Source organism: Labrys sp. 22185, from assembly GCF_052045555.1.
Classification (GTDB): Bacteria; Pseudomonadota; Alphaproteobacteria; order Rhizobiales; family Labraceae; genus Labrys; species Labrys neptuniae.
Map to the genome: position 1 here is coordinate 309091 of NZ_JBQEPH010000002.1, position 13207 is coordinate 322297.

Below are 13207 nucleotides of genomic sequence, written 5' to 3' on the forward strand. Positions count from 1 at the left end.
CTTTCAGGCGAGGTCGAGACAGGTATATTTGAGATCGGTGAAAGCTTCGAGGCCATGGCGTGAGCCTTCGCGCCCCATGCCGGACTGCTTGACGCCGCCGAAGGGGATGGGCGCGCCGGTCAGTTTCACGCGGTTGACGGCCACCATGCCGTATTCCAGCACGCGGCTGAGGCGCAGGGCTCGGCCGGCATTTTCGGTAACGACATAGGCGACGAGGCCGTACTCCGTGGCATTGGCGCGCGCCACCACTTCGTCCTCGTCGTCGAAGGGCGTGATGCTGGCAACCGGCGCAAAGACCTCTTCGCGCATGATCAGGGCGTCATCGGGGACGTCGGCGAGGACGGTCGGTGACACGAAGAGTGATCCGGCTTCAATGTCGCCACCCGTCAACTTGCGAGCACCTCGCTGCAAGGCATCGGCAATGCGCTCTTTGGTGCGGGCGACGGCCCGTTCATGCATGAGCGGACCGATGTCGGTTTCTTCTTCCAGGCCATGCCCGAGCTTGAGCGCGGCGACGCGGCGGCTGAACGCCTCGCAGAAGGCCGGATAGAGCGAGCGCTGCACGAAGATGCGATTGGCTGCCAGGCAATCCTGGCCGGAGGTCGCGAATTTCGCATCGACGGCAATCTTGATCGCGCGATCAAGATCGGCATCACCGAAGACGATGAGAGGCGCATTGCCGCCGAGTTCCATCACCAGGCGCTTGACGCTGGGCGCACATTGCGCCGCGATCAGGCGCCCGATCTCGGTCGAGCCTGTGAAGCTGACCACCCGCACGCGGGTATCCTCGCACAGGCGCCCGGCGATCGGAGCTGCCTCGCCGGTGACGACGTTGAAGACGCCTGCGGGCAAGCCGGCCCGTTCGGCGAGCTCGGCGAGCGCCAGTGCGGAGAGCGGCGTATAGGACGAGGGATGGAGCACGACCGTGCAGCCGGCCGCCAGAGCCGCGGCCGCCTTGCGAGTCACCATGGCCGAGGGAAAATTCCACGGCGTCAGCAGAGCGGCGACGCCGAACGGCTCGCGGGAAACCTGCATATGCGCCCCGGGAAGGTGGCTGGTCACGCTCTCGGCATTCACACGCTTGGCTTCCTCGGCGTACCATTCGACGAAGGAAGCGCCATAGTCGATCTCGCCGCGGCTTTCGGCCAGGGGCTTGCCCTGCTCCAGCGTCATCAGCAAAGCCAGGTCCTCACGGGCGGCGAGGATGAGCTGGTGCCAGGCGCGCAGGCGGGCGGCGCGTTCCTGAGGTGGCAAGGCCTTCCAGGCCGGGAAGGCTCGGGCGGCGGCATCAACAGCCCTGCCCGTCTCTTCAGCCCCCAGGCTGGCGATATGGGCAAGAATGGCACCCGACCCGGGATCCTTCAGCTCGAAGCTCGCGGCTTGCCGTCCCCCGACCCAGCGGCCGTCGATATAGGCGAGTTCCCTCAGCAGTCGTCGATCGTTCAGCCGGCCGAGGGCGGGATGGCCGATTTGTTTCAGAGCGGTGGCGATCATCGAAGAAACTCCGGTGGCGTCATGTCTGCAAGGCTAGCCCGAGCCGCCGTGAGAATGTCTCGCTTCGCCCCCTTCCTCACCGTCAAAGCCTCGGTATTTGCCGGGCCGCGCCGATAGATTATCGGCCTTACAGCACCGACTGCAGGAACTCGCGCGTCCGCGCCTGTTCAGGATTGGAAAAGATGCGCTCGGGCTCGCCCTGCTCGACGATGCGTCCTTTGTCGAAGAAGCAGACACGGTCGGAGACTTCGCGCGCAAAGCGCATTTCGTGGGTCACCAGCAGCATGGTGAGATCGTGCTCGCTGGCCAGCGAGCGGATCACGCCGAGGACCTCTCCGACGAGTTGGGGATCGAGCGCCGATGTCGGCTCGTCGAACAGCAGGACGCGGGGGCGCATGGCAAGGGCCCTGGCAATGGCGACGCGCTGCTGCTGGCCACCGGAAAGCTGGCTGGGGAAATGATCCTTCTTGTCGGCCATGCCGACCATGCCGAGCAGATCGAGGGCCCGGCACTCCGCTTCCTCACGCTTCAGGCCGAGCACGGCGATGGGGGCCTCCACCACATTGCGCAGGACGCTCATGTGCGGGAACAGGTTGAAGCTCTGGAACACCATGCCGACCTGCGTGCGGATCTGGCGCAGATGCCGCTCGCTGGCCTTGAAAGGGCCATGGCCGCCGGGCTCGTGATAGCCGATGCCGCCGAGCTCCAGCGTGCCGTCCTGAAAGGGTTCGAGCGTCATCAGGATGCGCAGCACGGTGGTCTTGCCCGATCCCGAGGGGCCGATCAGCGAGACCTTCTCCCCCGGCGCGACGGTGAAGTCGAAATCCTGCAGGACCGTCAGCGTGCCGAAGCGCTTGCTGACGTTGGAAAAGCGGATGATGTCGGATTGGGCGTTTGCGGTCATCGCATCGGTATCCCTGCTTTCGGCAAGGCCCTTTCCAGCCGATGGACGCCGGCGGAACAGACCAGGGTAAGGATGAGGAAGAGGACGCCGACCATGCTCAGCGGCACCAGATATTCGAAGGTGTTCTCGCCGATCATATTGGCGAGGCCGAGCATTTCCAGCACGGTCACCACGGAGAGCACCGGCGTTTCCTTCAGCATGGCAATCAGGTAGTTGCCCATGGTGGGCAGGATGCGCGGCACCATCTGGGGGATGATCACGTTCCGGTAGAGCTGCCAGCGCGACATATTGAGCGCGGTGGCGGCCTCCCATTGGCCCCGCGGCACAGCCTCGATGCCGCCACGGTAGACCTCCGACGTATAGGCCGAATATTGCAGGCCGAGCGCGATGGCGCCCGTCAGGAAGGCCGGCAAGGCGATGCCGTAGTCGGGCAGGACGTAATAGAGGAAGAAGAGCTGCACCAGGAGGGGCGTGTCGCGCAGGAACTCGACGACGAAGGCGGTCCCCCAGCTCACCACGGCAAAGCGGCTGCGCCGCATCAGGGCGAAGACGAGGCCGAGCACCAGCGCGATGGCAAAGCCTGCGGCTGCGGCCTGCAGGGTCACGGTGAGGCCGATGAGCAGGATCGGCAGGATCGACTGCGCATAGGTCAGCGGCGTCGAGGGATCCCATTCGAAGCCGTACATCATGATTGCACCGCCTTCGGGAAGGCGCCGCCGCGGCGCACCAGGCGTTCCAGGAAGCGCATGGCAACCATGATCACCAGCGACATCAGGAAGTAGCCGACGAGAGTGAGGGTGTAGATCGTCGTGCTGTCCTGGGTCAGGTTGCGCAGGGTCTGGGCGCGGAAGGTCATGTCCGCGATCGAGATGAAGGACACCAGTGACGAGAGCTTCAAGGTCTCGATGGCGAGATTGCCGAAGGCCGGCATCATCTCGACGATGGCCTGGGGCAGCGTGATGTGGAGCAATTTGTGCACCGGACCGAAATTCAGGGCCCGTGCCGCCTCATGCTGCTGTTGCGGCACTGATTTGAGACCGGCCCGTACGATCTCCGAGCCATAGGCGCCGACATGCATCGAGAGCACGAGAATGCCCGTAGACACCGGGGAGAAGGAAAAGCCGACGAGAGGCAGGGCGTAATAGAACCAGAACAGCTGCACCAAGAGCGAGGTGCCGCGGAACAGCTCGGTATAGCAAAGCGCGATGATGGACAGGATGCGGCCGCCCTCGACCCTGACGATCCCGGCCAGGAAGGCCAGGAAGGCGCCGATCGCCAGCGAGGCCAGGGTAATCTCGGCGGTGATCAGCGCACCCCGGCCCAGGGCAGGCAGATAGGAGATCCAGTGCATGAGGCTCCCTCGTCGGTTTTGTAGGCCCGGACTCAGGGGCCTTGCCATTGCCTCCACGGGCCAGCGTGCGCGCGAAGGCTCAGCTCTCAAGATAGAGCACGAGAATCCTTCCCCGACTTCGGGGAAGGTGGACCGGCAAAGCCGGGCCGGATGGGGGTGGGTGGTGCGGCCTTACGGGTCAATGGCCCTCTCAGTGCCACTCTCCCCCTTCCGTCGCTGCTGTGCAGCGACACCTTCCCCGAAACCGGGGAAGGATTACGCACCTCATTTGGCGATCGTTCTACGTGTATTGGCGAACTCTCGGAGATGGGCTGGACGGTTCAGTCGTCATTTACCCGCGCAGAGATCCGCGACCTTCTTTTCGGCAGCGGCCTTGATGCTGGCCTCGCTCAGCCCGTAATTGGTGAGGATCGCCTTGTATTCGTCGCTCTTGCGGAACTCCACCAGCGCGGCGTTGTAGGCCTCGCGCAGGTCCTTGTCCTCCGGGCGGAAGGCAAAGCCGCCATAGTTGCGCACCGGCTTGCCGTTGACGACCGGGTCGGTGAAGGGCTTGACCTGTTCCACCTCCGTCTGCCCCTTGGCGAGGCTGGCGACCGTCAGCTCGGTGGCCGCATAGGCATCGGCCCGGCTCTTCACGGTGGCGATGGCGTCGGCATTGGCCTGGATGAAGACGACCTGGCTGTCCTTGACCCCGACGGCACGCAGGAAGTCGATATTGTTGGCGCCCGACACCACCGCGACCTTCAGTGAAGGGTCCTTGGCGATGTCGGCATAGGTGGTCAGCTTCTTGGGATTGCCGGCCTTGACCAGCAGGCCTTCGCCATAGCTGGAATTGGGTTCGGTGAAGGCGACCTGCTTGCAGCGATCGGGAGAGATGTTCTGCTCGGCCGCCACGAAATCATAGCGCCGCGCCTTGAGGCCGGGGATCAGGGTGCCGAAGGGCGCGACCGTCCAGGCGATCTCGCTGACGCCCATCTTTTTCAGGACGGCAATGGCCACTTCCGGACCGATGCCGGCGGCCGTGCCGTCTTCCTTGGTGAAGCCGTAGGGAACCTCGTTGGCCGTAACGGCGCGAACGAAGCCGTTGCTCTTGACCTCTTCGAGGGTGGTGGCCTGGACGCTGGCCACGCTCATGGCGAGAGCCAATCCGGCGAGGCCGGCGAGTCGGGGCAGTTTCATCATCTCATTCTCCTGTCTGGTGTGATTGCCTGCCCGGTTGGTTCCGGCAGGTCCTTGTCGATTGTCAGGCATGGTCCTCGATGGTTGCGATCACCGAGAGGCAGTCGCCGGCCTTGATCAGGCCAGGGAAATGGCGGGCCGCCAGCAGGCCATCCAGTGCTGCCCGATGTTCATAGGGCGAGGAACCGGTACGGCCGATTGGATATATACGGGCGATAACTTCGTTCCTGGCGATGGGCTCGCCGAGATCCTTGAGGAACTCGACCAGTCCCTCTTCCGGGCTGAAGCCGAAACAATCCGACGAGGGCATGTCGAGCCAGCGTGTCTCGCCGATCTCGGGCTGCCCGGCCAGGATGCCGGCATGTTTGAGGAGATTGGCGACCCCGCGCTTGGCGATGCCGGCCGAGCGCGCCGTCGCGGTGCCGCCGCCGCCAAGCTCGGTGGTGACGAAGACCTTGCCTGCCGCCTCGGCAATGGTGTCGAACATGCCAACGGCGTCGATCTCGATCATGCGCATCGACCAGGGCGCCGAGAAGGCCGCCACGGCGGCAAAGCAGCGATCTTCCTGTGTCTTGTCAGGCAGTTCATGGGCCGCGGCATAGGGAAGGAAATCGAGCGTCCGCCCGCCCGAATGAAAGTCGAGCACGATGTCGGCCAGCGGCAGCAGGCCGCGCGTGACATAGTCGGCGATCTTCTCGGTGACGCTGCCGTCTGGGCGCCCGGGAAAGCTGCGATTGAGATTGCCCTTGTCGATCGGCGAGGTGCGCAGGGCGACCCGAAAGGCGGGATAATTCAGGGCGGGCACGATGATGACGCGCCCGCTCACCGCCTCCGCCCGCAGCGTGCGGGCGAGGTCGAACAGGGCGATCGGCCCTTCATATTCGTCGCCGTGATTGGCGCCGGTCAACAGGGCCGTCGGCCCCTCGCCCTGCTTCACCACGGTGACGGGGATCATCACCGATCCCCAGGCGGAGTCATCCCGGCTCCAGGGCAGGCGCAGATGGCCGTGCTGAATGCCGTCGGCGTCGAAATCGACGCTGGCGCTGATCGGCGACGGGCGCGGGTTCGGAGCGGCGTTCATGCTTTCACGAAGAGTTGGCGCGGCACATTGGCGAGGCAATCCACGCCGTTTTCGGTGATCAGGATGCTCTCGGTGATCTCCAGGCCCATGTTTTCAAGCCAGAGGCCTGTCATGAAATGGAAGGTCATGCCGGGACGCAATTCGGTGCGATCGCCCGGCCGCAGGCTCATGGTGCGCTCGCCCCAGTCCGGCGGATAGCTCAGGCCGATCGGATAACCGGTGCGGTTGTCCTTGACGATGCCGTACTTCTTCAGCACGGCGAAGAAGGCGTTGGCGATGTCCTCGCAGGTGTTGCCGGGCCTGGCCGCCGCGAGGCCGGCCTCCATTCCCTCCACTGTGGCCTTCTCGGCGTCGACGAAGGCTTGGGTCGGCTTGCCGAGGAAGACGGTGCGCGACAGGGGACAATGATAGCGCCTGTAACAGCCGGCGATCTCGAAGAACGTGCCCTCCCCGGTTTTCATCGGCAGGTCGTTCCAGGTCAGATGCGGCGCGGAGGCCTCCTCGCCCGACGGCAGCAACGGCACGATGGCGGCATAGTCGCCACCAAAGCCGTCGACGCCCCGAATGGCGGCATCGTAGATCTCGGCGACGAGATCGCTCTTGCGCATGCCGGGCTCGACCTTGTCGAGGATGCGCCGGTGCATCGCCTCGACGATGCGGCCTGCCTTGCGCATATAGTCGATCTCGGTCGGGCTCTTGATCGCCCGCTGCCAGTTGACCAGCGACAGGCAGTCCTTGAAGCGGGCATTGGGCAGATGCCGGACCAGCGAGGCATAGGCCGCAGCGCTGAACCAGTAATTGTCCATCTCGACGCCGATCGTGCCCTTGGCCCAGCCGCGCTGCTCGATGATGCCCGAGAGGTAATCCATCGGATGGCGTTCGGTAGACTGCACATAGTGATCGGGGTAGCCGACGATGTTGTCGTGAGCGAGCCAGGCGGTGCGCTTGGCACCGTTGGCATCCTGTCCCCGGCCGAACCAGACCGGTTCTCCCTCGCCCGCGACGAGAACGCATTGATGGACATAGAAGGACCAGCCATCATAGCCGGTGAGCCAGTGCATGTTCGAGGGGTCGGTGACGACGAGCAGATCGATGCCCGCCTTGGACATGGCGGCTCGCGTCTTGGCCAGGCGCTCGGCATATTCCTCGCGGCTGAAATTGAGCGTGGGCGCAATCATTGCGTCACTTTCCCTTGATTGTCTCGAAAGTCTGGCCCGCCCCGGTGGCGGCGGCCCGGCGAAAAGCGAGCGTGGCGATGGCGGTATCCTGCACGCCGGTGCCGGTCAGGTCGCAAAGGGTGATGTCGGCATCGCTCCGGCGCCCCTCGGCCTTGCCGGCGATCACCTGTCCCAGTTCGGCAAACACCGCATCGGCCGCTGCGGTTCCCGCCTTGATGGCGTGGGCGAGTTCGCCGAGCCGCCTTGTCTGGGCAAGGCTGTCGGCGACATAGACCGTCTTGCCGAACACGGCCGGATCCACTTCGTTCTTGTGCTCGGAATCCGAGCCCATTGCCGTGACATGCTGCCCGGGTGCCAGCCATTCGGCTTTGAGAACCGGGCGTTCGGCCGGCGTGGTGGTGACGATGATGTCGGCCCCGGCGCAGGCCGCCTCGACGCTGGCGGCCGGCGCGACCGGAATACCCAGGCGTTGCGACAGGCCCTCTGCCGTCGTCACGGCCTTGGCGGTATCGCGAGCCCAGAGCCGGGCCCGGTCGATCGGGCGGACCAAGCGCAAGGCCTCGAGCTGCAGACGGGCCTGTTCGCCGCCGCCGATGATGGCAGCGATGCGTGCATCGGCCCGGGCCAGGTGGCGGGCGGCGACGGCGCCCGCTGCGGCGGTGCGGATCTGCGTGAGATAGCCATTGTCGAGCAGCAGGGCTTCGACCAGGCCCGTCCGGCTGCTCAGCAGCACCATCAGGCCGTTGAGGCTGGGCAGGCCGAGCTTGGGATTGTCGAAGAAGCCCGGGCTGATCTTGATGGCGAAGCCCTCGACACCGGGAATATAGGCGGTCTTGACGTCCACCTCGCCGCGATGCTCGGGAATGTCGAGCCGGAGGATCGGCGGCATAGCCACCGCTTCGGTTGCGAGGGCCAGGAAGGCTTGCTCGACACAATCGACGGCATCGGCGTCGAGCGCCACGCAACGGCGCAATTCGGCTTCTGTCAGCACGATCATGCCGCCACTCCCTCTTCCACGATGCGGCGATGCAGCTCCGGATCGATGTTGCGGCCGGACACCACGATTGCCGTCGATCCCGACGGCCTGAGCTTGCCGGCCAGCAAAGCGGCGATGCCGACGCCTGCGGCGCCTTCGACGATTTCGTCCTCGGCGGTGAAGGCATGCCGGATCCCGGCCGCCACTTCCTCCTCGCTCAGCAGGATGACCTCGTCGAGGAAGTCGCGGCACAGGGCGAAGCTGTAGCGATTGGCGAGGCCGATACCGCCGCCGAGCGAATCTGCCAGCGTCGGCAATTCCTCGACCTCGACCGGCTTGCCGGCCAACAGGCTGGCATGCATGGCAGCGCCCCGGGCCATCGAGATGCCGACGACCTTGGCCTGGGGGCGGAGCGCCTTGACGGCTGCTGCGATCCCGCCTGCCAGTCCGCCGCCGGAGAGTGGCACCAGCACGAGTTCGACGTCCGGGAGGTCGGCGATGATTTCGAGCCCGATCGTTCCCTGCCCGGCGATCACGGCTGGGTGGTCGAAAGGCGGGATTTCGGCAAGGCCTCCCTCGGCCACCAGCCGGTCGACCTCGTCCTGCGCGTCATCCTGGGAGCAGCCGACGATGCGCACCTCGGCGCCGAGCGCGCGGACGGCCTCGACCTTGTTTGCCGGAACCAGTTGTGACATGCAGACCACCGCCCGGATGCCGCGGGCCTTGGCGGCGTGCGCGACCGCGCGGCCGTGGTTTCCCGTCGAGGCGGTGACGACCCCCGCGGCGCCCCCTTGGGCCGATGCGTCCAGAGACAGAACGGCATTGGTGGCGCCGCGCAGCTTGAACGAGCCGGTGATCTGGTGCGTCTCCAGCTTGAGATGAACCGGCGAACCATCTCGCGACAGGGAGAGCGCTGGACGCAGCGGCGTTCGGACCACGTGCCCCGCGATCCGCGCATGGGCGGCCCTGATCTCGTCGATGGTGACCGCGACCGGCATCGAACCCATCCCTCCTGGCTTGGGGGGGATGGTGTTACGATACAAAAATCATGTCAATTATTATATTGTAATGATACAGGGCGCGGTCATGCGATGAGACGGGCGTCGAACACCGGCGGCAACTGCTCGAAGGTGGCGCGCACCGATGCGAGCGTCTCCGCCAGGGCGGCATGCGACAGCCGTCCGCCCAGGCAGATGCGGATTCCCCCCGGGCGGACTTCTCCGGCTACGAAGGGATCGGAGGGCGTCACCGCGATGGCGCGCTGGGCAAGTGCGCGCACCAGCCCCTCCTCCGTCCAGCGTGGCGGCACTTTCAGCCAGGCGCAGAGCGACAGGGGATGGCTGGAGGCGACGATGTCGCCGAGCACCTGGGCGACGATGGCCTGGCGGGCGCGCGCTTCCTGGCGCTGCAGGTCGACGAGGGCCTGCGCCGTGCCGTCCTCGATCCACAGCGAGGCGATCTCCGCCGGCAGGTTGGTGGCGCTCCAGCTCGTGACCCGCATGATGCTGCCGACGCGGATCGAATAGGCCGGCGGCACCACGAGGTAGCCGACGCGCAAACCCGTCATCACCGACTTGGTCATCGAGGTGGCGAAGAATCCGAGTTCGGGCAGCATCTGGGCGATCGAAGGCAAAGGCTCGTCGAGCAGGGGTTTGTAGACCTCGTCCTCGATCACGAAGATGCCATACCGGGCAGCGATGTCGGCAATCTCCCGCCGGCGTTCGGCGCCGGCGACGTGGCTGGTCGGGTTTCCGAGCGAGGGAATGAGGACGAGCGCCTTGACGCCCCCGGCCGCACAGGCGGCTTCAAACGCTTCGGGCAGGATGCCTTGCGTGTCCGTCGGCAAGCCGCGCAGGGTGAAGCCCAGCAACGAGGCCAGGCCGATGATGCCGTGATCCGTCAGGTTCTCGGTCAACACCAGGTCGCCGGGATGGACCACCGAGGCCACGGCCAGGAAGAGGCCATGGGCCGCGCCATTGGTGATCAGGACGCGCTCGGCCTCCGCCTCAACGCCGAGCCCGCGCAGCCAGGATCTGGCGGCCGTCCGGTGCCGGTCGAGGCCGGCGATCGGGCGGCAAGGGCGCATGAAGGCGCTGTTGTCGCCGTCGCCCAGGCGCGCCATCGCCTGCCGCGAGGCGCGCTCATGCGCTTCGGTATAGACGGCGCGGATGATGGACAGGTCGGCCGTCTGGCCGGGGGAGCGGTCGAGCATGAAACGCTCGGCGCGCTCGGTCACCCGGTCGCGCACGAAGGTGCCCCGCCCGACTTCGCCGCGCAGGAACCCCCGCCTTTCCGCTTCCTTGTAGCTGATGCTGACCGTCTGCACCGAAACCTTGAGGGCGTGGGCGAGGTCGCGATGGGTCGGCATCCGCGTGCCCGGCTTCAGGATCTCGGCCTCGACATCGGCGATGATCAGGTCGGTCAGGAGCTTGTGCTTGGTCACGCCCTTGCGGCGCGGTAGGACTGGCCGCCATTCTGCCGCCGCCGCGAGAGGCGCCCGCGATTCGACAAATCGCCCGAAACGATCAGAATTGGAGAGTGGCATGTAATTGTCCTGATACAATACCGAAGCCTATCCGTATTATACCAATCCATTCGCCGGCGCCATGTTGAAACTCGACAAGATCGATCTGAAGATCCTCGCTGCCCTGCAGCGCGATGGCCGCATCACCAAGCTGAACCTCGCCACCGAGGCCGGCCTGTCGGCCGCTGCATGCTGGGAGCGGCTGCGCCGCCTGGAAAAGGCCGGTGCGATCGCCCGCTATGGCGCCGTCATCGACGCCGCCCGCTTGGGGCGCTTTGCCACCGTGCTGGTCGAGATCACCCTCAAGAGCCACCGCCAGGCGGATTTCCAGCGCTTCGAGGCCGCCATCATGCGTGAGCCGGCCATCGTCGCCTGCGACGCCGTGGGAGGCGGCATCGATTATCTGCTGCGCGTGGTGACCACCGACATCGATTCCTACCAGCGGCTGATGGACGGCCTGCTCGAGGCTGAGATCGGCATCGACCGCTATTTCACCTATATCGTCACCAAGACCATCAAGCAGACCGGGTTCCCGCTCGAAATCGTCGAGGCCTCCGTCTCCTGAGTTGTCGCCGACAGGATTGAAACCCCATGACCGCCCTGCCCACCTTTCTGGATTTTCCCACCCGCCTTGCCGGCGAGAGCAAGCCTCGCATGGTGATCTTCGGGGCCGGTCATGGCAGCACCTATCCCGCCAAGGACAGCAGCCCCTACGCCCTGGCACCGAATGCCATCCGTGCCGCCAGCCAGGAGGATGCCGGCCTGGTCGAGCATTGGGATTTCGACCTCGGCGGTCCGCTCTTCGACGGCAGGCCTGCTTCCTGCATCGACATCGGCGACATCGAGACCGTCATGCGCGACAATGCCGGGAATCGGCATCGGATCGAGGCGAAGACGCGCGAGATCCTGGCGGCGGGCGCCGTTCCCCTCCTGCTCGGCGGCGATGATTCCGTCCCCATTCCCTTCCTTGCCGGCTTTGCCGATCATGGCCCCGTCTGGATCCTGCAGATCGATGCCCATATCGACTGGCGCGACGAATTGCATGGCGAGCGCCAGGGCTATTCCAGCCCGATGCGCCGCGCGAGCGAAATGGCGCATGTGGCCGGCATGGTGCAGGTCGGCATGCGCGGCGTCGGCAGCGCGCGCCTGGCGGAAATCGAGGCGGCCCGAACCTATGGCAGCCATCTGGTGACTGCCCGCGAGATCCACGCCGGGGGTGTCGAGGCGGCGCTTCGGCACATTCCTGCTGGAGCGCAGGTCGTCGTCACCCTCGATTGCGATGGCCTCGACCCTGGCGTCCTGCCCGGCGTGGCGGCCCGCACGCCGGGCGGCCTTAGCTATACCCAGGTGATCGACCTGATCGCGGGCCTCGGCAAGCGGGCGAGGATCGCGGGCTTCGATCTCGTCGAGCTCTATCCTCCCGCCGATGAAAGCGGCCTTTCGGCGCTGACAGCCGCACGGCTTCTCGTCAATGTGATCGGTACCATCGCTCGTCAGGTTTGAAAGCTGCTTTTGTCTGGTAGCATGAGGGCCTGACCAGGTTTCATCCGCCGTCGAGAGGAAATCCCATGCGCCTCGTCCGCCTCATCCTGCCTTTGCTCGCGCTTTTCGCTGTCACGCCCGCCTTTGCCAAGATGGTGGTCAAGCCGGTCGACTGGACCCTGGACGGCACGACCTTCAAGAGCCTGCTGATCTATGACGATGCCGCCAAGGCAAAGCGCCCCGGCCTGGTCATGGTGCCCAACTGGTATGGCGTGGGCGATACGGCCGTCGAAAAGGCCAAGAAGATCGCCGGCAAGGATTACGTCATCCTGCTCACCGACATGTATGGCGAGGGTGTTCGCCCCAAGAACGACGATGAGGCCAAGGCTGCCATCGGGCCGCTCTATGGCAATCGCGCCCTGATGCGCAAGCGCATCGACAAGGCCTTCGAGCAATTGAAGGTCAACACCACCAACGCGCCGATCGACCAGTCGCGGCTGGCGGCGATCGGTTTCTGCTTCGGCGGCAGCGCCGTGCTCGATCTCGCGCGCAGCGGTTCGGACGCCAAGGCCGTGATCTCCTTCCATGGCGGCCTCGGCACCGACGATCCGGCCCTGGCCAAGTCGATCAAGGCACGCGTACTCGCCATCAATGGGGCCGACGATACCGCCACCATCCCGGACGTGCCCAAATTCACCGAGGAGATGCGCGGCAGCCCGGCTGATTGGCAATTCGTCGAGATCGGCCACGCCGTGCATTGCTTCACGGAAACCGAGGCCACCGGCAAGACCGGCAATTGCCGCTTTGATGCCAAGGCTGCGGCGAGATCCTATGCGATGATGCGCTCCTGGCTGGCCGAGAGCTTTGCCAAGAATTGAAGTAGACCGGCGGCGGTCAGCTTTCAGGCTCGATCACTTCGGGCGTTTGGCATTGTTTGGCTGTTGTTCCTCCGCACATCGTTAAGGCGTAATTTGGCAAGATTTTAAGCGGTGCGCGCATCTTTAAGAGATAATTTTTATACCAGCATAAGAACCGGCC

General features: G+C 65.2%; 13 protein-coding genes. 3 read left to right on the forward strand and 10 right to left on the reverse strand.

Annotated features, from left to right (window positions below):
• Nucleotides 1-3: 3 nt before the first annotated feature.
• From ACTJKX_RS05950 to ACTJKX_RS05995, 10 genes are all read right to left on the reverse strand, one after another.
• Nucleotides 4-1494, reverse strand: coding sequence for an NAD-dependent succinate-semialdehyde dehydrogenase (locus ACTJKX_RS05950; protein ID WP_440724669.1), 1491 nt, complete (start codon nt 1492-1494; stop codon nt 4-6).
• Nucleotides 1495-1621: 127 nt separating this feature from the next.
• Nucleotides 1622-2398 (reverse strand): ectoine/hydroxyectoine ABC transporter ATP-binding protein EhuA, encoded by a 777-nt coding sequence (gene ehuA / locus ACTJKX_RS05955; protein ID WP_440724670.1) that lies wholly within the window; start codon nt 2396-2398, stop codon nt 1622-1624.
• On the reverse strand, nt 2395-3087 hold the full coding sequence (gene ehuD, locus ACTJKX_RS05960; RefSeq protein ID WP_149255167.1) for an ectoine/hydroxyectoine ABC transporter permease subunit EhuD: 693 nt from the start codon (nt 3085-3087) through the stop codon (nt 2395-2397). The genes ehuA and ehuD overlap by 4 nt, the downstream gene beginning before the upstream one ends.
• Complete coding sequence (gene ehuC / locus ACTJKX_RS05965; protein WP_440724671.1) at nt 3084-3749, reverse strand: ectoine/hydroxyectoine ABC transporter permease subunit EhuC; 666 nt, start codon at nt 3747-3749, stop codon at nt 3084-3086. The genes ehuD and ehuC overlap by 4 nt, the downstream gene beginning before the upstream one ends.
• 327 nt (nt 3750-4076) lie before the next feature.
• On the reverse strand, nt 4077-4928 hold the full coding sequence (ehuB, locus tag ACTJKX_RS05970; RefSeq protein ID WP_367623420.1) for an ectoine/hydroxyectoine ABC transporter substrate-binding protein EhuB: 852 nt from the start codon (nt 4926-4928) through the stop codon (nt 4077-4079).
• 64 nt (nt 4929-4992) lie between these two features.
• The gene (doeB, locus tag ACTJKX_RS05975; protein WP_440724672.1) at nt 4993-6009 is read right to left on the reverse strand and encodes a N(2)-acetyl-L-2,4-diaminobutanoate deacetylase DoeB; all 1017 of its coding nucleotides are present in this window, start codon (nt 6007-6009) and stop codon (nt 4993-4995) included.
• On the reverse strand, nt 6006-7184 hold the full coding sequence (doeA, locus tag ACTJKX_RS05980) for an ectoine hydrolase DoeA (RefSeq protein ID WP_367623419.1): 1179 nt from the start codon (nt 7182-7184) through the stop codon (nt 6006-6008). Before doeA ends, doeB begins: the two co-directional genes overlap by 4 nt.
• Nucleotides 7185-7191: 7 nt before the next feature.
• Nucleotides 7192-8184, reverse strand: a complete 993-nt coding sequence (eutC, locus tag ACTJKX_RS05985; protein WP_440724673.1) for an ectoine utilization protein EutC — start codon at nt 8182-8184, stop codon at nt 7192-7194.
• Nucleotides 8181-9161 (reverse strand): hydroxyectoine utilization dehydratase EutB, encoded by a 981-nt coding sequence (eutB, locus tag ACTJKX_RS05990; protein WP_440724674.1) that lies wholly within the window; start codon nt 9159-9161, stop codon nt 8181-8183. Before eutB ends, eutC begins: the two co-directional genes overlap by 4 nt.
• Before the next feature lie 86 nt (nt 9162-9247).
• Nucleotides 9248-10708 carry a MocR-like ectoine utilization transcription factor EhuR gene (locus ACTJKX_RS05995; protein WP_311938345.1) on the reverse strand — a complete coding sequence of 487 codons (1461 nt, stop codon included), beginning with the start codon at nt 10706-10708 and terminating at the stop codon, nt 9248-9250.
• Nucleotides 10709-10772: 64 nt separating this feature from the next.
• Here ACTJKX_RS05995 and ACTJKX_RS06000 point away from each other — a divergent pair, with 64 nt between their 5' ends.
• From ACTJKX_RS06000 to ACTJKX_RS06010, 3 genes are all read left to right on the forward strand, one after another.
• Entirely contained in the window at nt 10773-11252 is a 480-nt protein-coding gene (locus tag ACTJKX_RS06000; protein ID WP_367623418.1) for an Lrp/AsnC family transcriptional regulator, read from the forward strand.
• A gap of 26 nt (nt 11253-11278) precedes the next feature.
• A complete protein-coding gene (locus ACTJKX_RS06005; RefSeq protein WP_440724675.1) occupies nt 11279-12190 on the forward strand; it encodes an agmatinase in 912 nt (303 codons plus the stop codon).
• 65 nt (nt 12191-12255) lie between these two features.
• Nucleotides 12256-13047 carry a dienelactone hydrolase family protein gene (locus ACTJKX_RS06010; protein ID WP_440724676.1) on the forward strand — a complete coding sequence of 264 codons (792 nt, stop codon included), beginning with the start codon at nt 12256-12258 and terminating at the stop codon, nt 13045-13047.
• Nucleotides 13048-13207: the final 160 nt, after the last annotated feature.

Coding starts and splice junctions, on each gene's coding strand:
- ACTJKX_RS05995 (WP_311938345.1), bottom strand. CDS start 10,708: ATGCCACTCTCCAATTCTGATCGTTTCGGGCGATTTGTCGAATCGCGG.
- ehuA (WP_440724670.1), bottom strand. CDS start 2,398: ATGACCGCAAACGCCCAATCCGACATCATCCGCTTTTCCAACGTCAGC.
- ehuC (WP_440724671.1), bottom strand. CDS start 3,749: ATGCACTGGATCTCCTATCTGCCTGCCCTGGGCCGGGGTGCGCTGATC.
- ehuD (WP_149255167.1), bottom strand. CDS start 3,087: ATGATGTACGGCTTCGAATGGGATCCCTCGACGCCGCTGACCTATGCG.
- eutB (WP_440724674.1), bottom strand. CDS start 9,161: ATGCCGGTCGCGGTCACCATCGACGAGATCAGGGCCGCCCATGCGCGG.
- doeB (WP_440724672.1), bottom strand. CDS start 6,009: ATGAACGCCGCTCCGAACCCGCGCCCGTCGCCGATCAGCGCCAGCGTC.
- ehuB (WP_367623420.1), bottom strand. CDS start 4,928: ATGAAACTGCCCCGACTCGCCGGCCTCGCCGGATTGGCTCTCGCCATG.
- eutC (WP_440724673.1), bottom strand. CDS start 8,184: ATGATCGTGCTGACAGAAGCCGAATTGCGCCGTTGCGTGGCGCTCGAC.
- ACTJKX_RS06010 (WP_440724676.1), top strand. CDS start 12,256: ATGCGCCTCGTCCGCCTCATCCTGCCTTTGCTCGCGCTTTTCGCTGTC.
- ACTJKX_RS06005 (WP_440724675.1), top strand. CDS start 11,279: ATGACCGCCCTGCCCACCTTTCTGGATTTTCCCACCCGCCTTGCCGGC.
- ACTJKX_RS05950 (WP_440724669.1), bottom strand. CDS start 1,494: ATGATCGCCACCGCTCTGAAACAAATCGGCCATCCCGCCCTCGGCCGG.